At 44.8% G+C, this 22659-nt stretch carries 17 protein-coding genes; 8 read left to right on the forward strand and 9 right to left on the reverse strand.

The window, feature by feature from the left end; genetic code table 11:
- Positions 1 to 320 precede the first annotated feature (320 nt).
- Genes B3O12_RS11765 through B3O12_RS11775 form a run of 3 tightly spaced genes read left to right on the forward strand, consistent with a single transcriptional unit; the run spans position 321 to position 3818 of the window.
- Positions 321 to 1004, forward strand: a complete 684-nt coding sequence (locus tag B3O12_RS11765) for a glycosyltransferase family 2 protein (protein ID WP_286756420.1) — start codon at positions 321 to 323, stop codon at positions 1002 to 1004.
- Positions 1005 to 1027: 23 nt separating this feature from the next.
- Positions 1028 to 2491, forward strand: a complete 1464-nt coding sequence (locus B3O12_RS11770) for a cellulose synthase family protein (protein WP_286756421.1) — start codon at positions 1028 to 1030, stop codon at positions 2489 to 2491.
- Complete coding sequence (locus tag B3O12_RS11775) at positions 2484 to 3818, forward strand: hypothetical protein (RefSeq protein WP_286756422.1); 1335 nt, start codon at positions 2484 to 2486, stop codon at positions 3816 to 3818. Before B3O12_RS11770 ends, B3O12_RS11775 begins: the two co-directional genes overlap by 8 nt.
- On the opposite strand, the gene B3O12_RS11780 is transcribed toward B3O12_RS11775, so the two are convergent.
- The 5 genes from B3O12_RS11780 to B3O12_RS11800 all read right to left on the reverse strand — a co-directional run bounded on the left by B3O12_RS11780 (position 3793) and on the right by B3O12_RS11800 (position 9526).
- Positions 3793 to 4920: a hypothetical protein gene (locus tag B3O12_RS11780; RefSeq protein WP_286756423.1), complete on the reverse strand. Its 1128-nt coding sequence runs from the start codon at positions 4918 to 4920 to the stop codon at positions 3793 to 3795. The genes B3O12_RS11775 and B3O12_RS11780 overlap by 26 nt on opposite strands.
- A gap of 71 nt (positions 4921 to 4991) precedes the next feature.
- Positions 4992 to 5402: an NUDIX hydrolase gene (locus B3O12_RS11785; protein WP_286745050.1), complete on the reverse strand. Its 411-nt coding sequence runs from the start codon at positions 5400 to 5402 to the stop codon at positions 4992 to 4994.
- A complete protein-coding gene (locus B3O12_RS11790) occupies positions 5392 to 6282 on the reverse strand; it encodes a hypothetical protein (protein WP_286756424.1) in 891 nt (296 codons plus the stop codon). Before B3O12_RS11790 ends, B3O12_RS11785 begins: the two co-directional genes overlap by 11 nt.
- Positions 6279 to 8390, reverse strand: a complete 2112-nt coding sequence (gene scpA / locus B3O12_RS11795) for a methylmalonyl-CoA mutase (protein ID WP_286745053.1) — start codon at positions 8388 to 8390, stop codon at positions 6279 to 6281. The genes B3O12_RS11790 and scpA overlap by 4 nt, the downstream gene beginning before the upstream one ends.
- Positions 8390 to 9526, reverse strand: a complete 1137-nt coding sequence (locus B3O12_RS11800; RefSeq protein WP_286756425.1) for a methylmalonyl-CoA mutase family protein — start codon at positions 9524 to 9526, stop codon at positions 8390 to 8392. The genes scpA and B3O12_RS11800 overlap by 1 nt, the downstream gene beginning before the upstream one ends.
- Before the next feature lie 257 nt (positions 9527 to 9783).
- On the opposite strand from B3O12_RS11800, the gene dnaA reads away from it, so the two are divergent.
- A complete protein-coding gene (dnaA, locus tag B3O12_RS11805; protein ID WP_189628371.1) occupies positions 9784 to 11214 on the forward strand; it encodes a chromosomal replication initiator protein DnaA in 1431 nt (476 codons plus the stop codon).
- Between the two features lie 12 nt (positions 11215 to 11226).
- Here dnaA and B3O12_RS11810 read toward each other — a convergent pair whose 3' ends face one another.
- Positions 11227 to 11412: a hypothetical protein gene (locus tag B3O12_RS11810; RefSeq protein WP_286756426.1), complete on the reverse strand. Its 186-nt coding sequence runs from the start codon at positions 11410 to 11412 to the stop codon at positions 11227 to 11229.
- A gap of 400 nt (positions 11413 to 11812) precedes the next feature.
- Positions 11813 to 12406 carry a hypothetical protein gene (locus B3O12_RS11815; RefSeq protein ID WP_189628370.1) on the reverse strand — a complete coding sequence of 198 codons (594 nt, stop codon included), beginning with the start codon at positions 12404 to 12406 and terminating at the stop codon, positions 11813 to 11815.
- A gap of 226 nt (positions 12407 to 12632) precedes the next feature.
- Between B3O12_RS11815 and B3O12_RS11820 the strand changes: the two genes are divergently transcribed.
- Positions 12633 to 13508: an AraC family transcriptional regulator gene (locus B3O12_RS11820; RefSeq protein WP_286744420.1), complete on the forward strand. Its 876-nt coding sequence runs from the start codon at positions 12633 to 12635 to the stop codon at positions 13506 to 13508.
- Between the two features lie 230 nt (positions 13509 to 13738).
- Here B3O12_RS11820 and B3O12_RS11825 read toward each other — a convergent pair whose 3' ends face one another.
- Positions 13739 to 15202: a S1C family serine protease gene (locus B3O12_RS11825; RefSeq protein ID WP_189628368.1), complete on the reverse strand. Its 1464-nt coding sequence runs from the start codon at positions 15200 to 15202 to the stop codon at positions 13739 to 13741.
- Between the two features lie 344 nt (positions 15203 to 15546).
- Between B3O12_RS11825 and B3O12_RS11830 the strand changes: the two genes are divergently transcribed.
- Both B3O12_RS11830 and rseP read left to right on the forward strand, forming a co-directional pair.
- Entirely contained in the window at positions 15547 to 16707 is a 1161-nt protein-coding gene (locus tag B3O12_RS11830) for a 1-deoxy-D-xylulose-5-phosphate reductoisomerase (RefSeq protein ID WP_286756427.1), read from the forward strand.
- Complete coding sequence (gene rseP / locus B3O12_RS11835; protein ID WP_189628366.1) at positions 16707 to 18008, forward strand: RIP metalloprotease RseP; 1302 nt, start codon at positions 16707 to 16709, stop codon at positions 18006 to 18008. The genes B3O12_RS11830 and rseP overlap by 1 nt, the downstream gene beginning before the upstream one ends.
- On the opposite strand, the gene B3O12_RS11840 is transcribed toward rseP, so the two are convergent.
- Positions 18005 to 20020, reverse strand: a complete 2016-nt coding sequence (locus B3O12_RS11840; RefSeq protein WP_189628365.1) for an OmpA family protein — start codon at positions 20018 to 20020, stop codon at positions 18005 to 18007. The genes rseP and B3O12_RS11840 overlap by 4 nt on opposite strands.
- 165 nt (positions 20021 to 20185) lie before the next feature.
- Here B3O12_RS11840 and lon point away from each other — a divergent pair, with 165 nt between their 5' ends.
- Positions 20186 to 22648, forward strand: coding sequence for an endopeptidase La (gene lon / locus B3O12_RS11845; RefSeq protein WP_286756430.1), 2463 nt, complete (start codon positions 20186 to 20188; stop codon positions 22646 to 22648).
- The last annotated feature ends 11 nt before the right edge of the window (positions 22649 to 22659 follow it).

Raw genomic sequence — 22659 nt, forward strand, 5'->3', positions numbered from 1 at the left:
GAGATTGCGGATATTTTCCTTTGTCTATGTGACGTTTTCAGAGGAATATTCCGCAATGACCTCCTAAGAGGGGATATTTTACTACTTACTTACATCGAACTCAGGTTATTTTAATGTATGTGGTAAATTGTCTGAATCCGCTGAATCTGGTAGCCGTCTCCTCAGGATATATAGTGACGGGCTGGTGGCTTGCCTTCTAAAGTGTTTGATAGCTGACAACTGGAGAGCTAATTGGTCAAAGATGGAACTTCGAGCAAGGTGTTTGGCTTTGATGAAGTTGATATTTCATAGCTTTGCGCTTTGTTTTGAAAAGGGAGTTGTTGAACATCAGGGTTATTATACCGGCATTTAATGAAGAAAAATCTATTGCGCTGGTGGTAAGGGATATTCCCAAGCCCATGGTTAAGGAGGTAATTGTGGTGAATAATGCTTCTACCGACAATACGGTGGAAGTAGCCCGGCAGGCCGGAGCCACTGTATTGAATGAAATGACCCCGGGTTATGGAAACGCCTGTTTAAAGGGACTGGAATATCTGAAAGGCCTGAATGATACAACAGATATTGTAGTGTTTATTGATGGCGATTATTCAGACTACCCCGGACAATTACCCGAACTGGTGCACCCAATTATAGAGGATAATTTCGATATGGTGATTGGTTCCCGAGCCTTGGGTACACGAGAGTCCGGATCGATGACTTTCCCACAGGTGTTTGGTAACTGGTTGGCCACCACTCTTTTGCGATGGTTCTATGGAGTTCGTTTTACTGACTTGGGGCCTTTTAGAGCCATTAAGTACAAGCGTCTTATGGCCTTGAATATGACGGATAGAAATTATGGCTGGACGGTTGAAATGCAACTGAAAGCTGCTCAGCAGGGCCTACGCTGTACAGAGGTGCCTGTAAACTATAAAAGGAGAATAGGGGTTAGCAAAGTGTCGGGTACTGTGAAGGGCACTGTTATGGCAGGTTATAAAATTTTATATACCATATTTAAGTATTTGTAATGTACTGGCTGGAACTACTGATAATGACACTTTACACAGGGGCGCTGCTGTTCATCTTTGCCTACAGTATATCGCAGTTAAGCCTGGTGTATCATTACAAAAAAGCAGTTAAAAAGGGTCAAATAAAGCAACCGGCTACCGTTGGTCCTGACTATGAGTACCCCATGGTTACGGTGCAGCTGCCAGTGTATAATGAGCTGTATGTGGTGGAGCGTCTTATCGATGCCGTTGCCCGATTCGACTGGCCGAAAGAGCGCCTTGAAATTCAGGTGTTGGACGATTCTGACGATGAAACCGTTGAGCTTATTGCCCGGAAAGTAAGCCACTGGCAGCAGCAAGGGGTAGCCATTGAGCACGTTAGACGTCCGGAGCGTAAAGGCTTTAAAGCAGGTGCATTGCAATATGGAATGGCCCGTGCCAAAGGTGAGTTTATCGCCATTTTCGATGCCGACTTTGTGCCTCAACCCGATTTTCTGAAAGGCTCGGTGCCACACTTTAATCAATCCAAAGATATTGGGGTAGTGCAAACACGTTGGGGGCACATCAATGAAAAGTATTCGTTGCTTACTCGTCTGCAAGCCTTTGGGCTCAATACTCATTTTCGGGTAGAACAGAACGGCCGATTTCAGGGCGGGCACTTTCTCAACTTCAACGGTACTGCAGGCGTTTGGCGAAAGACCTGTATTGAAGATGCAGGAGGCTGGAAAGCCGATACACTGACAGAAGACCTGGACTTAAGCTACAGGGCTCAACTCAAAGGATGGAAAATATTCTATACCCCCGAAATTGTAGCTCCGGCCGAATTGCCTGCCGCTATGGGGGCCATAAAATCACAGCAATACCGCTGGACCAAAGGGGCTGCTGAAACAAGCAGAAAGCTGCTTCCGCAAGTGTTAAAAGCTCCGCTGCCCTGGGGAACTAAGTTTCATGCGGCTTTCCATTTGCTAAACTCGGCTGTGTTTATTTGCATTGTTATTACGGCATTGCTTAGTGTTCCGGTGCTTTTTATTCGCAACCTGTCCGATGGTTGGGGCACGCTGCTCAATATTTCCATGATATTCCTGATGGGCTATGTGTTTTTGGTCATTTTTTATTGGAATGGATTTAAGAACGATGGGGTAAGTTTTTGGCAAAACTTGCGACAGTTTGTGCCTCAAATGTTTATGCTCCTCTCTGTTTTTCTGGGACTTTCAGTACACAATGCTGTAGCTGTTTTTGAAGGATTGATCGGTAAGAAAAGTCCTTTTATCCGAACTCCGAAATTCAATATAAAGACGGCCAAAGACAGTTGGCATGGGAATAAATACTTTAGTAGGAAGGTAAACCCTCTTACTCTGGTAGAAGGCTTGCTGAGCCTCTACTTTTCGGCAGGCCTGGCGTTGGCTTTCTATTTCAACGATTTTGCCCTTCTGCCCTTTCATATCTTGCTTAGTTTAGGTTTCTTGTTGGTGTTCTACTATTCGGTACAGCATACAAGACATGCCTAGACAGCACAATTATTGGCTCAACCTGGGGTTTATTCTCAGTGCAGCCCTAACCATCTATCTGGGGTATTTTGTGCCTCGAGAAGCCACTTTACCACTGATCGCTGGCTACACACTTTTCTTTGGTTCGGTAGTGTTGATAATCAAAAAACTAGAGCCGGGCGAAGAAGACCTGGCCTACTACTGGGGCATGTTGTTACGTTTGCTGCTAATTGCTTCCATTCCCAAGTTGTCAGACGATGTCTATCGGTTTATATGGGATGGTCGCCTGCTAACCGCACTGGAAGACCCCTACAAACACTTGCCAAATTATTTTCTCAACCGTGGAGTGGAGGGTGTAGATGCGGGTTTGTACGAAAAACTCAATTCCAAAGAGTATTTTAGCATTTATCCGCCACTCAATCAGTTGGTGTTTTTTATTGGCGCTCTGTTTTCTCCACAGTCGGTATTTTGGTCTATAGTAGTAATGCGCATTGTGCTGCTCGTTTTCGATTGGGGAAACCTAAAGCTAATTCAGCGCCTGCTGGCCCATTATAAATTACCCAAACACTACGGACTTTTGTATGTGCTCAACCCTTTGGTGGTACTGGAATTCAGTGGCAATCTTCATTTTGAAGTAATACTTATTTTCTTTTTGTTACAGGCCATTTGGCACTACGAAAAAGGCAGACTCCATATTTCAGCCATTTTCTTTGGGCTGTCAGTAGCCACCAAATTTATCCCACTAATTGCCTTGCCTTTGTTGCTTCGCAAATTGGGTGTGAAAAAGACCGTTATCTATGGATTGATTGTGACGGGTACTTTGGCAGTGACCTTTTTGCCATTGATTAATACGGCTCATGTTTGGGCTATTTGGGAAAGTCTTCAACTGTACTATCAAAAATTTGAGTTCAATGGCAGCTTTTACTACCTGGCCCGGTGGTATGGGTTTGAAACAGAGGGGCATAACATTATTGCTAAATCGGGCAAATGGATGATGTATGCTACCCTTGGCTCAATAATGATTTACTCTCTTTTGGCCAAAAAGAAAGGCCAATGGCCGCGGCAAATGGTTTGGGTATGGTTGTTTTATTTGCTTTTTGCCACAACGGTTCATCCCTGGTATGTTCTTCCTCTGTTGGCGCTAAGTGTGTTCTCCAGGTTTCGGTTTCCGTTAGTGTGGTCGTACCTCATTTTCCTCACCTACATCAACTATTCTGGTGGACAATATGTCGACAGGTTGGATGTTGTAATTGTTGAATATGGCCTTCTGGCTCTAATCATTGTGGCAGAGCTGCTGGGATTAAAAGGGGACAAGTTGATTTTTAATTCAACTCTAACCGATAAGTAATGTGCTTTTTGGAAGGTTTGGCTCCCAGGCCTCTATGAATAGCCAGCATTTTTTCGTTGAAATCGCCCACCCACGAGAGCTCTATTTCATTGACATTGGTGTTGGTAATGGTGTGCTTAAAGCAGCAATAGGTAAGTACTGACTCCAGCCCCATGTTCTGAAACTTGGGTTTGCTACCCATGACTACCACGCGTACCCGGGTAATGTATTTGGTTTTCTTTAGCCACACAAACCGAAGCTTGTTCCAGAGGTTTAGTTTGCCGTTGAACTTTTTGAATATCTGGTTTACATCGGGCAGGCACATTACAAAAGCAGCCGGTTCACCATCTACATAAGCAAACTGCACCAGACCGGGGTCTACTATGGGTTTTATTTTTCGGAAGGTTTCAATCACATACTCCTTTTTAATAGGAGTGAAGTTTTCGAACTCTGCCCAGGCGCTGTTGTATATGTTCATGAAGTCTTCGGCAAACCCATCGATTAGAGTTGGCTTGAACTCACGAATTTCGAGGTTAGGCCTACGCTGCATCACATATTCCGCAATTTTTACAAATCGGGGGCTAAGGCCATTCTCCAGGGTAAACTCATTGGTGATTTGCTCCATTTTCTTTTGGAAACCATAGCTTTCCAAAAGTTGCTTGTAATACGGATGATTATAGGCCATTCCGTACGATGGTTGAGTAAAGCCCTCAACCAACAGACCCCAGTACTGGTCGTTCTCTCCAAAATTAATGGGGCCGTCAACTGTAGTCACCTTTCGCTCTTTGAGCCAGCCAATGGCAGCATCTAACAGCATTTTGGAGGCGGTTTCATCGTTTATGCTTTCAAAAAAACCAATGCCGCCAATGCGCTTATTGTTATAGTTGGCCTTTTTTTCGTTGATGAAAGCGGCTACACGGCCAATGAGCTTGCCGGAGCTGTTTTTAAGAATCCAACGGGTAGCTTCACCATGCTGATAGTAGGTGTTTTTTTCAGGGTTAAAAACCGCCTCAATGTCTGTATCCAGAGGGCAAACCCATTCGGGATCATTTTTATAGAGCTCCCGGGCCACATCTAAAAAGGCTAGTTCTTCGCTTCTATTTTTTACCTCTATTAATTGCATACAAACGGCTTTTCAAGCATGGGACAAAGAAATCTTTTATTTGGCAATCTTGAAAACAGAAGGGCTAATATTTAGCTCAATAACCCTTTGCTCAGCAAATCGTCAAAAATGAGACGGTCTACCCAGGAAACAAGTTGCTTATCGGCAAAGTTAAGCCAACGAATTTCTTCTATTTCCGAGGCGGGCTCAATTTTACCCTGATACTTGCCCCAGTAGCAGGTCATTTGCACCACAACACCTTCCGGCTTCCCGTGGGCTTGTGCCTCAAATGTACCATAATACTCTAAAGAATTGGGAAGCAAGGCAACCGACAGTTCTTCTTCAATCTCTCTCATTAAGGCTTCATCGTCCGATTCGCCCGGTTCACGTTTTCCACCCGGAATATAGAAGGTGTCTTTCCCTTTACTGCGGGCAACCAGAATTTTGCCATCAACAATCTCTAGCCAGGCCAGTTTGTCTATGATCGTAGTTTTAGTTTCCATCGAGCTTTTCTGAGATTATCTTTGTGATGCTGTTTTTACCTATCAGGTTTTCTAACTGATGGGCCAGGATTTCCAGAGAATCATTTTCATGGAAGTATATTTCTTTCCTTAAACGCCAGTATAATTTACTTTTTTCATTGTCGCACGAAACTATCAGCTCATTGAAGACTTTAAGAGTCATGTCAGGATCAATCAGCGAGGTGGAGGCTATGGAGTAGTCGGCCAAAAGAGGTTCAAATAGGAACTCTTCTGGCACGCGGTTGTAGAAATATTCTGCTCTTTCCCATCGGTTCATGCTGGTTTCATTGTATGCTTTTTCCAGGTTTTTGGCAAGTTCGGAAAGCAGCTCGAAATAGCCGGGTGATGTAATGCTTTGAAAAGCCATTTTAGAAAGAGGCATATTTCTGTGTACAAGGTCTATGTCGCCAATAAACAGCTGGTATCCGTTGGTAATGAGTTTAAACTCCAATACCTCGAAAATACTGGACGGGTGGGTATACACGAAGGTGAGCCGGTAGGAATCTTTCTGTAATTCTTTTGAAGTAAGCGTTACCCGGCCATCTATGGAAGAATAGTAACAAAGCCAATTTAATGTGGTTCTTAGACCATCATTAAGTACTTTCGGATTCTCCAATCCAATGGATTCAAGCTGATAATCATTATAGCCTTTGGTCTTAGCCAGCCGAACACAACTGTCCTTCAGATGAGAAAGCCCAATGAGTGCCGATAGAATTTCCGGTTTGTTTTGGGTTAGTGCTGTGCCAATTTTAAAAGATACTTTCTCTAATTCTTCATCGGAAAAACTGGCGAGGGTTCTTTTTTGCTCACAACCCAGATTAAGGAAGACCACCAGACCAACTAAGACTAAAGCTTTGTTCACTCCTCAATCAGTTTTTGGAGTATCTCCTGAGCAGCTTTGGCAATAACGGTGCCCGGTCCGAATACGGCTGCTACTCCGGCATTGTATAAAAACTCATAGTCGTTTGGCGGAATTACGCCCCCGGCTATCACCATTATATCATCTCTTCCTATTCTCTTTAGCTCGTTAATTAGCTGCGGAATGAGGGTTTTATGACCTGCGGCCAGGCTGGAGGCCCCCACAATGTGTACATCGTTTTCTGCGGCCTGCAAGGCTACTTCTTCCGGAGTCTGGAAAAGCGGGCCTATGTCTACATCGAATCCCAGGTCGGCAAAACTAGTCGCAATTACTTTGGCCCCACGGTCGTGGCCGTCCTGACCCATTTTGGCCACCATAATGCGAGGTCTCCGTCCATCCAGTTCGGCAAATTCATCGGCCAGCGCTCTGGCTTTCAGAAAGTCTTCATTTTCTTTCACTTCACTCGAATATACACCCGAAATTGTTTGCGTCACAGCTTTGTGTCGGCCAAAAACTTCTTCCATAGCCATGGATATTTCGCCTAGAGAAGCCCTGTTGCGGGCTGCTTCTACAGCTAGTTCCAGCAGGTTGCCCTGGCCGGAGCGTGCACATTCGGTAAGGGCTTTCAATGAGCCTTGAACAGCTTCGTTGTTTCTTTCGTTGCGTAGTTTTTCCAATCGGGCTATTTGCGATTTCAATACAGCCGTATTGTCTACCTCTAATAGCTCAATGTCTGTTTTTTCCTCTACCGCATATTGGTTCACACCCACAATAACGTCTTTCCCAGAGTCTATTCTGGCTTGCTTTCGGGCGGCAGCTTCTTCAATTCTTAACTTGGGCAAGCCTTGCTCTATAGCTTTGGCCATACCCCCCATTTCTTCAACCTCCTGAATGAGCGACCAGGCTTTTTTTACCAGCCGATCGGTGAGGTGCTCTACATGATGTGAACCTCCCCAAGGGTCGATAACCCGGGTTATGCCGGTTTCTTTTTGTAAGAAAAGTTGTGTGTTTCGAGCAATGCGAGCCGAAAAATCGGTTGGTAGGGCAATGGCTTCATCGAGCGCATTGGTATGCAACGATTGTGTGTGACCCATGGCGGCAGCCATAGCCTCTACGCAGGTCCGGGTCACATTATTGAACGGATCTTGTTCTGTAAGTGACCAACCGGAAGTCTGGCAGTGCGTTCTTAAAGCCATAGACTTCGGGTTTTTTGGGTTGAATTGCTTGACCAGTTTGGCCCAAAGCAATCGGCCGGCCCTCATTTTGGCAATTTCCATAAAATGGTTCATTCCAATGGCCCAGAAAAAGGATAGCCGTGGGGCAAAGTCATCGATATCTAAGCCGGCATTGATACCTGTTCTAAGGTATTCCAGTCCATCGGCCAGGGTGTAGGCCAGTTCCAGATCGGCTGTGGCTCCGGCTTCTTGCATGTGGTAGCCCGAAATGCTGATGGAGTTAAACTTGGGCATGTATCGGGAGGTGTATTCGAAAATATCACCTATAATTCTCATGGAGGGAGCAGGAGGATAGATGTATGTGTTTCGTACCATGAACTCCTTGAGAATGTCGTTTTGAATGGTTCCGCTTAGTTGCTCTTTATTCACGCCTTGTTCTTCGGCTGCCACTATATAGAAGGCCATGATTGGAATTACGGCACCATTCATGGTCATGGAAACGGACATTTTGTCTAGCGGAATCTGATCGAAAAGCACCTGCATATCGAGAATGGAGTCTATGGCTACGCCTGCTTTTCCTACATCGCCCACCACGCGCGGGTGGTCGGAGTCATAGCCACGGTGTGTGGCCAGATCGAAAGCTACAGACAGACCCTTTTGGCCGGCAGCCAGGTTTCTTCGGTAGAAGGCATTGGACTCCTCGGCTGTAGAAAAACCGGCATATTGTCTTACGGTCCATGGCCTAACGGTATACATGGAGCTGTAGGGGCCTCTTAAGTATGGGGGCATACCGGCTGCGAAACCCAGATGTTCCGGTGTTTCTGGTTTTAAGGTGTTGGGATTGGCCGGTATTTCTATGCCTTCGGCCGACTTCCAGGTTTGGCCGCTATGGTTTTGATTATTTTTTGGGGTTGCTGGTGCTAATTTCGGTCTCATTAACGGCTGGTTTTAGGTTGAAAACTAGTCAGGTTCAGGTTAGACACTCCACCCTCTTGCTCTATTTGTTGCAAGATATTGAACGACTGATGGAAGAGTTCTTCTGTAAGGTGTTCTATATAGTAGGAGCCGGCAGCCGGATCTACCATTTTATTCAGGTAAGACTCTTCACTAAGAATAGTAGAGATGTTTCTGGCTATGCGTTGTGCCAGTGATTTTTTGCTTGGGAATACATTATAAAAAGGTCTAACCAACAAGGCATCAACTCCTCCAATAACTGCGGACATGGCCTGTGTAGTGGCATGCAGCAGAAAACTATGCGGATCGGCCTCTTCTCCGGTCCAGGGGCCGGCTTCTGCAACAAGGGTTGGGCTTGCGCTTTCATGGCCATAGCCTGTAGCAACCGTGCTGAAGAGTCTGCGGAGTGCCCGCAGTTTGGCTATTTCTAAAAAGAAGTCGTTACTCAACCTTACCTGAAGTACTGCCTGACGAAGGCAATCTTCCACACCATGTCCTTGTTCAGTGAGCGCATCTACCCGATCAATTAATCGGCCTATGGTAAGGGCCAGGTTTAAAGGAGTGTCGCTCTCGCTGTTCATCATAGCCATCAGCAACTTAGGACCTGTGCTCAAAAGTGGTGCTCCCGGGCCATGTATAAAGCCGTTGGTTTCTTCCAGTGGTATGTTTTTAGCTTTCAGGTACTCGCGGTATTTTTCAACGAGTGTTTGGGCCAGGTTTTGACGCTCAAAATGGAATGCCACATGGCAGTATTTCAGTTCTATATCTTTGAGCAATACCTGGTAGTCGGGAGTTTCGCTCAACTCGAAGAGTATGCCGCTGGCACCACCTGCCAAAGCATTTAGCGCCTCTTTATTGGCTTCTGACTCATGCACAACTTCTACGGGCTGGTAATTCACCCAAAACCGGTCGCCCAGTAAGGCGGTGTTTTGGCTGAAATGAGTGTAGTCAAACCTTTCGAAATCAAGGTCTTCAGCCGTGTAAAATGGCTTTCCTTTCACTCCCCCGGTTTTCCACAAAAGCGAATCTGTTGGTTGGCCTTTCAGATCTTTTTCCAGCTGAGCCATCCAGTCTTGAGCGGAATGTTTAGAAAAATCCTCGAATAAGCTATTCTCCATAAATTACGGTTTACTTGTGCGAAAATACGTTTTTTCGTCTTGGAGCCTAAATCTTTCTGGTATCTAAAATGAGTGCAGTTAGGGCTTGACTATCAGAGACTAGTCAACTTATCAACAGAAAAGAGTGTGGATAACGTGTGGATTAGTGGGGAAAACTATTTTCTCCTCTTACAGTTCTTAGGCTTTCCATTGTCTGTGTTTTTTTTCATTTTTGTTCCCCTCCTCTGGCAAAGTAAGGGTCAATTTTTGAATTGTTGATGGTGAAAAGCGAAACTTCTGTATGGGATGACTGCCTCGATCTGATTCGGGGACAGGTGGGTGATCAAAGCTTTAAAACATGGTTTGAGCCGATCAGACCCATAAAGCTTGAGAACGACACGCTTACCATTCAGGTTCCAAGTCAGTTTTTTTATGAATACCTGGAAGAGCACTATGTGCACTTGTTGAGGCAATGCATACAAAATGAGCTGGGCCCCGGTGGCAAGCTGGAGTATTCTGTAATTGTAGACAGCGGAAGCGTGAAGAATCAGGCGTATGCGGTAACGCTGCCGAATCAAAGACAGCACAAAAGTGCTAACAACGGATGGGGTAAAGGGGCTGACTCGCCCGAAGTGCTGAATCCTTTTGAGATGCCTTCGCTGGATAAAAATTCGAGGTATTCTAACCTTAACCCTAACTATAGCTTCGACAACTACATAGAGGGCGACTGCAACCGACTGGCACGTTCGGCAGGTATAGCGGTAGCAGAGAAACCTGGCATTACCTCCTTTAACCCTTTGATGATTTATGGTGGTGTAGGGCTGGGTAAAACTCACCTGGTGCAGGCCATTGGTAATAAGATTGGTGAAGAGGGCAAAAACAACTTTGTGTTGTATGTTTCTTCCGAAAAGTTTACAACCCAGTTTACCGATGCCATTAAGAACAATAGCATTCAGAGCTTCACCAACTACTACCTGCAGGTAGATACGCTAATTATAGACGATGTTCAGTTTTTTAGCGGAAAGGAGAAAACTCAGGAAATGTTCTTCCACATTTTCAATCATCTTCACCAGAACGGTAAGCAAATTATAATGTCTTCGGACAGAGCTCCGCGCGATTTAAAGGGATTGCAAGATCGCTTGCTTTCACGTTTTAAATGGGGGCTTACGGCCGATCTTCAGATGCCTGATTTTGAAACCCGGATGGCCATTATTATGCGTAAGATGCAGTCCGATGGAATTTATATTCCTGACGATGTGGTGGAGTACCTGGCCTACTCGGTAGATACCAATGTGAGGGAGTTGGAAGGCGTGCTTATTTCGCTTATTGCGCATGCTACGCTCAACAAGACCGATATTAACCTGGAACTGGCTAAGCAAACGCTCAAAAACATTGTGCACGATATAGAGTCTGAAGTAGGTATTGACTACATCCAGAAAACGGTGGGCGAATACTTTCAGATTAGTGTTGAAGACCTAAAAGACAAAACCCGAAAGAAGGAGATTGTAATTGCCCGCCAGGTAGCCATGTATCTTTGCAAAGAGTACACCAACCATTCCTTAAAATCTATTGGCTACCACTTTGGCGGAAGAGACCACAGCACGGTAATTCATGCGGTGCAGTCGGTGAGTGATATGATGGATATCGACCAAAAATTTGCTCAGGCCATAGAAGAGCTGAAGAAGAAGATGAAAATGAAGTTGGTTTAGGACTTCCGTTCACTAGTTTTCCGTTTTCAGTAGCAGAAACGACTCCTCGTCATGTTGCCCTACAGTGATTTCCAGAGTGTGTTTGAAGTTTTCAGATTTTCGAATCTCAGTTTCCAGCTCGGAAAATAAATCAAAAAAGATCAGATAAATTTCGCCAGAGAGGTAGTTTGGGATTTTTGCCACCATTTGTGTCTTCACAAATGGCTTCTATAGTCCGCTATGAAGACACAGCTTGTTGCTCAGGTTGCCTATTTACTTCTGTGTGATCTAAATAGTTAGCCCTATCCAATCCAATTCTTTTCCGAATTGGGTTAGTTTTAATGCCACCACCTCGTCTTGTGCAATTGAAGTTTATAACCAGATCTTCAATTTCTATGAGTGTCTCTGTTCCGGTACTATTCCTAATTATTTTCTTGCTTCTAATCTTCGTTACCAAATGTCCTGCCTCTTCATATGGTTTATCAATTGGCTCTTTAAAACGACTGTGAAGTTACAGTTTGCGGTGTAATTTTGCTCATGCCCCCGGACCAAAAGAAAATGTAGCCGATATAAACGAAAAAAGGGGGCCTTGGCCCCCTTCATCGACATTCCCTACGCGCTATTTATCCAGGGAAACGGATTGTATGAATCTTTTGCCTCTGGTGGTCATTTGAATGGTATAGCTTCCCTTCTTAAGCCTTGAAAGATCGAATCGTTTCAGGTTTTCAGAAGAAATTCGTTCAAAGGCCAACCGATTGGAATCTACATCAAATATGGAAACCCATATTTCATCTGTAAATTCATCGGCAATAATTACATCCAGCTTGTCTCCATTCATGGCCAGCTTAGGCTTGACAATGGTTACCTGATCGGCTGTTTTAACCAAGGCTGAGTCAGAGGTAAGTACCACCGGAATGGCGGTAAAGCTATCTGCGCTTTCAATTTCTAGAATGTACTCCCCATTAGCGATGGCTGCTAGTTCCAGTCTTTTGGCAAAGTGTTCTCCCGATTTTACTGATTCTTTATAGAGTGCTTTACCTTGTTCGTTTCTAAGCTGGATTCCGGTGTTGGCATTGCCCAGACCAAAGGCTACTACGGCCACTGTTTTGGCACCAACATTTTCAACCTTCACTTTTGGTTTGTCATTAGCCATTACAAAAGTTGATGTTGCGACTATCGCAAGTGTCAACATTGCTTTTCTTATTGTTTTCATAGTGCTAATTGTTTTCTGTTTTAAACCAATTACGAGTACAAAGGTATGTTTGGCCTAAGGCCTTCACTACTACCAGATTTGTAAGTTTGTGTGCTATTTTAACCTAATAGGGTAAGTGTTTCGCTTATTTAGATAGTATAGCATATAATAGAGCTAATTTTGTGGAGGTGTTGAGGAACTCTATGGAGTATTTTTGTCTTATTAGCTTGTTCATTAATACTAACTTATGCTTAACAAACCGGCACTGGAGCAAATAGTACCCACCGTTGGGAGCAGCTTTCTGGTAAGGCGCTACTCTCAATCGTGCGAAAATATTTTGGCCAATTGGCACTTTCATCCGGAAGTAGAACTGGTTTACGTTCAGGGAGGTACCGGCAAACGGCATATTGGTAAGCACCTCTCTTACTTCAATGATGGAGATCTTATTCTTATGGGGGCTTATTTGCCTCACTATGGTTTTACTGACAGGCTTACAGGCAATAGTTCTGAAACAGTGGTTCAGTTTAAGCAAGATTTTCTGGGAGAGTCTTTTTTTGATATTCCCGAAATGAACGGTGTGAAGCAATTGTTGGAGTTGGCGAAAAAGGGAATTGCCTTTTATGGAAGCACCAAAGAGCAGGTAGGCAAAAAGATTGAGTCGCTGGCTTTCGCGGGCCAATTTGGCCGCCTTTTAGGGCTTATTGAGATTCTGAATGACCTGGCGCAGTCCAAAGAATATACTGTACTGAATGCAGAGGGGGTAGCTATGGCGGTTGACACGAAAGACAACGACCGAATGAATGATATTTACAGTTTCATTCGCTCGCACTTTAAGGAGCATATCTCTCTAGATCAGATAGCCGATAAGGTGAATATGACGGTTCCGGCTTTTTGCCGTTACTTCAAGAAGATATCACGCAAAACTTTTACGCAGTTTGTCAACGAGTATAGGGTGGTTCATGCGTCAAAGCTGTTGGCCGAAACCTCCCTGTCCATTACAGAGGTGAGTTTTGAAAGTGGGTTTAACAACTTCTCGCACTTCAATAAATCGTTCAAATCCTTTACCGGCAAGAGTCCTTCAGCTTATAGAAAGGAGTTTAAGAATATTATTGCGGAAGAATGATTGGCCGGAGGAGTGGAGCTACTCGTGCGCTTTTGAATGGATGACTAAATCCAAATGCCTAAACATGACCAGTTAGGGGTGGTAGTTAAAACCCAAAGCCTATCTCAAGAGCTAACTCTGTAGAGTGTTTCTACCCATCGGGAGGTTTTGTCCCCTCTTAAGGGTTCTCCTCCGGGAAGAGGTACCACCCGGCATGGTCTTTCAGATAGGCTTTGGTAACCTACTCAAGTTTATTGAAATCGGTAGGTTAAGGTGCGTTGTGTTCCGCTCTTATCGATTATCTCAAAGTAAATTCGACCGTAGTAGTTTTGAATGTACTTGGCTACAGCTTCAGGGTCTTGCGCTCCTCTTCTGTTTATGGCCAAAATCACATCGCCTTCTTCCAGGTCCAGTCTGCGCATAAAACCTCGTTCCTTATCTATTTTACTAACTACAACCCCAATTTTGAGCCCCATGCGTTGTTTCTCGCCAGGTGTTAATTTGCGTAGCTCTGCCCCCAGATAGTTAGAGAAATAAATATCGTCTTTGTCTAAGGCTTCTTCGCCCAAAATTTCGGTGTTTCCGTAAACGTTTTCCAACACCAGTTCAGTCTCAAACAGTCGGCCGTTGCGTTCGTATTGTACAGTGATTTTATCGCCAGGTGATCTGGATCCGATTACCTCATCATAGCTGGATTTACTGCTGATATTTTTGCCATCAATGCGTTTAATCACATCGCCAGGCTCCAGCCCGGCATTGTCGGCCGCGCCCTGTCTTCTAATGCTCTCTACCAATACGCCATTCAGGTTTTTAATGCCTGCTTTTTTGGCCAGATTTTCATCAATATCCAACACTTCGGCACCGGTAAATGCTTTTTGAACCACCTTATACTTTTTGAGGTCTTCTACAATCTTTACCACAATGTCTGAGGGTACAGCAAAGCCGTAGCCTGCATAAGAACCGGTACGAGAAATAATAGAAGTGTTAATGCCTATCAGGTTGCCGTTAATGTCTACCAGAGCACCTCCGGAGTTACCGGGATTAATGGCAGCATCGGTTTGAATGTATTGCTCAATGGGGAAGTTTTCGCGCAGAGCATTCGCTTCTCCGCCAAGGGCACTTACAATACCGGCTGTAACGGTAGAGGTGAGGTTAAAAGGGTTTCCTACAGCCAACACCCAATCGCCTACTTTTACCGTGCTGCTTTTGGCAATATTGATTGCCGGAAGGTTGTTTGCCTCTATTTTCAGTACAGCAATATCCATGTCAGGATCGGTGCCCACCAGAGTGGCTCTATAGGTTCGTTTTTCATGTTGTACTTCTATTTCATCGGCCCCTTTTATTACGTGGTTGTTGGTGATAATGTAACCGTCTTCCGAATAGATTACCCCAGAGCCACTACCAATGGCTACCTCATTGCTGGGTACTTCGCGTCCGTAGAAGTAGTCTAAGAAAGAAAGGCTTCTCCGGCTGCGTTGCAGGTTCTTAATATAAACCACACTGTGTACACTTTTTTCGGCCGCTCTTCGAAAGTCTACAGGAAGCGCAGCGTTGCTTTCATCGTTATAGTTGCTAAAGTTGTTGGCGCGCTGATAGGTCGGAACTTCTCTAATAATTTCGGTAACCGGAGTTGGCTGAACTACCTGCTGGTAGAGGTAAGCTCCTCCAAGGCCACTGAGAAATGCTATGAGTACTATTCTAAAATTAGTTTTCATGGGTTTCTGCTTTGTTTTTGAACTCGAACCAATAGGCTCAGGGTAATTCAATACCGTTGGGTGTGCTTATTTGAACGGACAGACAAAAAACGTGCAATGCCTTACGGGACTGTCATTTTGTACGTTTTGCCTTCCACACATCAAAAATACGTAGCCACATTAGTAAGGATTTCTGCATTGTGTTAATTATGGTTAACACATTAACTACTAAGCAACCCCATATGTTGGTCGGCAGGTTAGGTGGGTTTGGTTCACTTTGAAAAAGGCATAAATTTGCAGGGCTGCTCAGGCACTTATCAAACTTTTGCCGGCCTTGGCAGTCTTTAAGATTTAAATACTTCTCCTTGACTTCAGCAAAAAAGCACATAGCCCTTTTAGGTTCAACAGGATCAATTGGGACACAGGCCCTTGAGGTAATTGCCAACCATCCGGATCAGTTTGAGGTGGAGGTACTCACGGCAGGCTCCAATGCACAATTGCTTATTGAGCAGGCTCAGAGGTTTAACCCCAATGTGGTGGTTATTGGAAATGAAGAGCTGTATGACCATGTTTTTGCCGCTCTGGATCCTTTGGATATAAAGGTATATGCCGGAACGGCTGCCCTTTGCTCTGTAGTGCAAATGGATACAATTGATATGGTGCTGACCGCTCTGGTGGGATATGCCGGGTTGAAACCTACTATTGCTGCCATCGAAGCTAAGAAGCACATAGCGCTGGCTAATAAAGAAACTTTGGTTGTGGCCGGAGATCTGATAACCTCTCTGGCCCGGGAAAATGCTGTGAATATTTATCCTGTAGACTCCGAACATTCGGCTATTTTTCAATGCCTTGTGGGGGAATTTCATAACCCAATTGAAAAAATTGTACTTACCGCATCGGGAGGGCCTTTTAGAGGATTTGATAAAGATAAGTTGGCTCGTGTTACAAAAGCCCAGGCCTTGAAACATCCCAATTGGGACATGGGGGCCAAAATCACCATCGATTCGGCCAGCCTTATGAACAAAGGGCTGGAGGTTATAGAGGCCAAATGGTTGTTTGCACTGTCGGCCCGGCAGATTGAAGTGATTGTACACCCACAATCCATTGTTCATTCGCTGGTGCAGTTCAAAGACGGAAGTATGAAGGCACAAATGGGATTGCCCGATATGAAGCTGCCCATACAGTATGCCCTGGCCTATCCGCAGCGTCTGAGTTCAGATTTTCCCAGGTTTAACTTTTTGGATTATCCTCAGCTCACCTTTGAGCAGCCCGATATAGAAACATTCAGAAATTTACAACTCGCCTATGATGCCATGAACAAAGGAGGAAACATGCCATGCATACTTAATGCGGCAAATGAGGTGGCTGTTGAGAAGTTTTTGAATGATGATATTGGCTTTTTGGAAATGTCTGACTTGATTGCAGACTGCATGCACAAGGTATCTTTTATAGAAAAGCCTTCGTATGAAGATTACGTCCACTCGGACTTGGAAACTAGAGAATTAGCAAAAGCACTTAAATATTAATGGAAACCATAGTTCAAGTCGCACAGCTCTTGCTGGCGTTATCAATATTAGTAGGGATACACGAAGCGGGGCACATGCTTACCGCTAAAATGTTTGGAATGAAGGTGGAGAAGTTCTTTATAGGGTTTCCGCCCACCCTTTTTTCTTTTAAAAAGGGAGAAACTGAGTACGGCCTGGGAGCTATACCCCTGGGAGGGTTTGTCAAAATTTCAGGAATGATCGATGAGTCTCTGGACAAAGAGCAAATGGCTCAGCCTCCGCAGCCCTGGGAGTTTAGATCTAAGCCTGCCTGGCAAAGGCTTATTGTTATGCTAGGAGGTATTATTGTCAATGTGATTGCCGGAGTAATAGCTTTTATTATTCTTACCTATAATCTGGGAGAAACTTACCTACCGGCCGAGCTTACCAAAGAGCAGGGTATTGTAGCCGGAGAGATTGCTCAGGAGGTTGGTTTTCAAACGGGCGATAAGGTGCTCAAAGTAAATGGCGAAGATTATGACCGGGTTTCAGATATATGGAGCGGAGAAACTCTTCTGGCTTCCGGAGCTTTCTGGACCATCGAACGTAACGGAGAAGTTATAGACTTACCCGTGCCAAGTGGCTTTATCAACAAGCTCAACGATGATACCTTTGAGATAAACTTTATTGTTCCCAGAAGGCCAATAGAAGTAGAAGCTCTTCAGGAAGGGTTCGACATTCCCTTACAAAAGGGCGATAGAATTGTGGGCATCAATGGCCGCAATGTGGAGTACCTCGATGAGTTAAGGACAGAACTGGAAACGCTCATGGGGCAAACGGCAACGGTGCAAGTTCAAAGAGGGGGGCAGGAACTCTCCTTTGATTTGCCGGTTGATGAAAGAGGGCAAATTGGCTTTGTGCTCACCAACCCCTTTAGAAGAGATGACTATACCTTGGGAGAAGCTATTCCAAGAGGAGCCAGCAAGGCCTTTGGCGCAGTAATACTCAATGCCAAGGCTCTGGGTAAGATGTTTGATGGAGACGTAGACCCTCGCTCGTTAAGCGGCCCCATAGGTATTGTGAATATGTTTCCTAAAACCTGGGATTGGAACCAGTTTTGGTACACCACCGGATTTATTTCAATGATTTTGGCCTTTATGAACCTACTGCCTATTCCCGCTCTCGATGGTGGGCATGTGGTGTTCTTGCTCTACGAAATGATTTCCGGTTCGGCACCTTCCGACAAGTTTCTTGAAGGAGCACAAAAGGTGGGCATGGTTATCTTGCTCTTGCTAATGGTCTTTGTATTCGGAAACGATATTTTGAAGATCTTCGGGATTTAGTTGCCCGTAGAGCCCAATTCCTTATTGTTCTTAGGCGGGTCACGATAAATCTCGAATTCTACCCGCCTGTTTAATTTTTTGTCTTCCTCGGTTTTTTCTTCCGGAACAATCGGTTTTTCGCTGCCGTATCCAATGGCAAAAATCCGATTCTCCTGAATGTTGCCTTTGTTCACTATATAGCGTTTTATGGCATTGGCTCTTTCTTGGGAGAGCTTCAGGTTGAGTACTGCATTTCCACTGGAATCCGTATGACCGGAGATGTTCAGGTTAAAGGTGGGGTGATCAATAAGAAAGTCAATAACCTTTTGCAGGTCGGCATGCATATGCGGTAATATTTCCGCGCTTCCGTTGGCAAATTCTAAAGAAGCAAATTCAATGGTACTGGCCACTCGCTCTACCACCCCCTCATATTCCATGTCGCCATCGAGAAAGAAGAGCTTTTCCAACCTAAAAAATTCATCGCCCTGAACAATGAGTAGATAATTTCGATTGTTAATCAGGTCGAATTCAAACGTACCATCATCGCGTGCAAACTTAGGAGCCACCTCTACGCCTTCGTCCAGGTCTATAATAGAGACCACTGCGTTTTGCGGAATCTTACCCGTAAGCGTTTTTATTTTTCCCGAAAAGCGTGTAGTGGCCAAAGGCTGCCCTTCCATTGGAAGCGGAAAAGAGTACAGATCCAGATTTTTCATACTCTCCTCTTCAGAGCGGGCATAGTAAATATAGTTAGACTGCTGGTCTATGGAAAAATAAAACTCAGTGCCTTTACCATTCACCAAGGGGCCAATGTTGATGGGCTCCGACCAGGCTCCTCCAATTTTGTAGCTCTTATAAATATCGTAATCGCCAAAATTGAGCAAATGCCCATTTGAGCTAAAATAGAGTACGTTGTGTTCGGGGTGAAAAAAAGGACTCACCTCATTGTTTCGGGTGTTGATTATGGGGCCTAGGTTTTTGGCCTGACCCCATTTGCCCTTAGGGTCTTTTGCAGAGTAGTACAGGTCGGCCAACCCAAAGCCGCCCCTTCGGTCTGATGAAAAATACAGCGTATCCTCCGTAACGTTTAAGGTGGGGTGTGAGTCCCAACCATCAGAATTGACCAGTTTACCCAGGTTTTCCGGTTCCGTCCAGAGTGTGTCTCCCTGAAAAGTGGAAGAGTATAAATCACAATTGCCCAGGCCATCGGGCGATTCGCAACGCGAGAAGTAAAGGGTTTTTCCATCCCTCGTCAGATAGCCCGAACCTTCATTATAGCGCGAGTTTATTTTCTCAAACATCTGCGCTTTTCCCCAATTACCATTTTCCAGTTTGGTAATGAATATATCTTCGTTCACATATTTATTTATTCCCGTATTCACGGAGTTGCGTTTAGAGGTAAATATGAGTACCGAGTCGTTTTTGGTTACCATGGGCGCGTAGTCTTCATGGTTAGAGTTTACCAGCCCTCCCATAGAGGTAAGCACTCCTCTAGGGGGAATAAGGGTGTCTACCTGTCTTCTGAATTCAACCAGCTCATAATAATAGTCGAGCGGAACATAGTACTCCTTTTTGTTTTTGTTGATGGAGTCGTAGCGGGCAAGAATTTTAGGAATATCAAGGCCTTTGCGGTGGTGCTTCAGTACCAGTGCGTAGAGAGGTTTGGCTTGTTCAGGAGACCCGAATATTTCGGTGAGTTTGGCCAGGCGCCAGAGGTAATAGGTTTGGTGAGCAAAGTTTTGAGTACCGAAATTAGATACATACTCTTTGAGCAATGGATAAAGCGCCTCCCAATCTTTGGCTTGGTCCAGTTCTTCAATTTTGCGTTGTAGTTTGGGATTTAGATAAACCGGGTCGCCATTAATATTCTTAAAGATGAGGTCAGTAATTTCAATATGAACAGAGTCTGAACTGAGTTCCAACTTTTCGGCACCCCTGTTTTTCTTATTCTTTTTACCGAATAGTTGTCCCTGAGCTGCTGAATAACAACAACAAAGTATAACGAGCGAGAGAAGGAGGCCTCGTTTATACATGAGCATACACTTAGTTGAGTGTCGGTGAAAGAATAAACAGTAAGTTACGCAGCATTTTATAACAATCAAAAACCAGAGGGCTGCCAAATAGGCTTTGGCATAGGGCTTGCAACTCCCTATAGCCCTGTAAAATTGTGACATAATGTGTCATCTTGACACTTGCGTATGAAAATAGATAGACAAATGATCGGTACCATCCTGGCTGCAGAAATGAGTGAAGAAGGAGGGGAGTTAATTCAGATGATAGCCCCCGATGAGGATGAAGCCGTAGAAAATGATGCCTTGCCGGAAGAGCTCCCCATTTTGGCTGTAAGAAACACAGTACTTTTTCCCGGAGTCTTAATTCCAATAACCGTTGGGCGTCAGAAATCCATTCGGGTAGTAAAACAGGCCTATAAGGGCGATAAAATAATTGGTGTATTAACCCAGCAAAACCCCAAGCAAGACGATCCGGTCGGTAGCGACCTTTTCCAGGTTGGAACGGTGGCAAAAATTGTAAAAATGCTGGTACTGCCCGATGGTAACACTACCATTATTGTTCAGGGTAAGCAACGCTTTTTAGTAAAAGAGTTTGTGGCTGAGTCGCCTGTGCTTAAAGCCAAGGTAGAGTTTCTCACAGAGAACTTTCCTAAACGCCCAAGCAAAGAGGTTAAGGCTATTATTCAGTCAATCAGAGATACGGCCAACCGAATTATGGCGCTTAATCCTGAAATTCCCAAAGAGGCTCAGGTGGCGCTGGAAAATATTGAGAAGGCCAGTTTTTTGGTGCACTTCCTTTCGTCCAACATCAATGCAGAGGCCAGAGAAAAACAGGTGTTGCTGGAGATTAACGATGGGGTAGAAAGGGCCACTAAGCTTTTGCAGTATCTAATGAAAGAAATGCAAATGCTTGAACTCAAGAGTGAAATACAAAACAAAGTTCACTCCGATATAGATCAGCAGCAGCGCGATTACTTTCTAAGACAGCAAATGAAAGTATTGCAAGATGAGCTTGGCGAAGGTGGACCCGAACGAGAAGTAGAAGCCCTGCGCGAAAAAGGAAGAAATAAAAAATGGCCCGAAAAAGTTGCTGCTCACTTCAACAAGGAGCTCGATAAAATTTTGCGGATGAATCACATGGCTGCCGAGTATCCTATTGCCATGAACTATGCAGAAATGATGGTTGAGCTGCCCTGGGGAGAATACTCGGAAGATGATCTGGACCTCAAAAAAGCCAAAAAGATTCTGGACGATGATCATTTTGGTTTAGAGAAAGTAAAAGACCGCATTCTGGAGTATCTGGCCGTGCTTAAGCTAAAGAACGACCTAAAAGGTCCTATACTTTGTTTGTATGGCCCTCCCGGTGTGGGCAAAACCTCTTTGGGGCGTTCCATTGCCAAAGCCTTGGGTAGACAATATGTCAGAATGTCACTCGGAGGAGTGCACGATGAAGCCGAAATTCGGGGGCATAGAAAAACCTATGTTGGAGCTATGCCCGGAAAGGTGATTCAAAATATTAAGAAGTCTAGGTATTCTAACCCGGTGTTTGTACTAGACGAGATAGATAAGGTGAACTCCAACTTTAGGGGCGATCCATCTTCAGCTTTGTTGGAGGTGCTCGACCCGGAACAAAACGGTGAGTTTGTCGATAACTATCTGGAGGTAGAGTACGACCTTTCAAAAGTGCTCTTTATTGCCACAGCCAATTCTCTCGATACCATTCAGCCTGCCCTGCGCGATCGTATGGAAATAATTGAAGTTTCCGGCTATACCATCGAAGAGAAGATTGAGATTGCCAAAAGGCATTTGGTACCCAAGCAGAAGAAAGAGCACGGGCTTAAAACCAAAGACTTTACGCTCGATAAGAAAACCATACAGTTCATTATAGAAGGGTATACCCGCGAAAGCGGAGTTCGAAATCTTGAGCGCGTAATTGGTTCGGTGGTGCGTTCTGTGGCTAAGTCTATTGCTATGGAAGAAGATTACCCTAAGAAGGCCACCATAGAGTTTGTAGAGAAGGTGCTCGGAGGCAGGCGTTTCGATAAAGAAATTTATCAGGACAACCGCACCGCAGGAGTGGTTACGGGCCTGGCCTGGACGGCCGTAGGGGGCGAAATACTTTTTATTGAATCTAGCCTTAGCAGAGGGAAAGGAAAGCTAACCCTTTCCGGTCAGTTGGGCGATGTAATGAAAGAGTCTGCCATGGCGGCTATAAGCTACCTCAAGTCCAATGCAGAAAGTTTAGGTATAGACTATCGGGTGTTCGAAAAATACGATTTGCATGTTCATGTTCCGGCCGGAGCAGTTCCCAAAGATGGCCCGAGTGCGGGCATTACCATGCTCACAGCTCTTGCTTCATTGTTTACCCAGCGTAAGGTACGTAGCAAATTGGCCATGACGGGGGAAATAACTCTTAAAGGCAATGTACTCCCTGTGGGTGGAATTAAGGAGAAAATACTGGCCGCCAGAAGAGCCGGTATCAAAGAGGTGATTCTTTCTGTTCGCAATGAAAAAGATGTGCAGGAAATTGGGGAACAATACCTCAAAGGGCTGCAGTTTCACTTTGTTGAAAAAGCCGAAGAGGTGCTTGAGATTGCCCTGTTGGATCAAAAAGTAGCCAATGCTATAGAGTTTGTGTTAGAAGACTGATAAAGCCGTAT

Source organism: Roseivirga sp. UBA838, assembly GCF_002296035.1.
In the GTDB taxonomy this organism is placed as follows: domain Bacteria; phylum Bacteroidota; class Bacteroidia; order Cytophagales; family Cyclobacteriaceae; genus Roseivirga; species Roseivirga thermotolerans.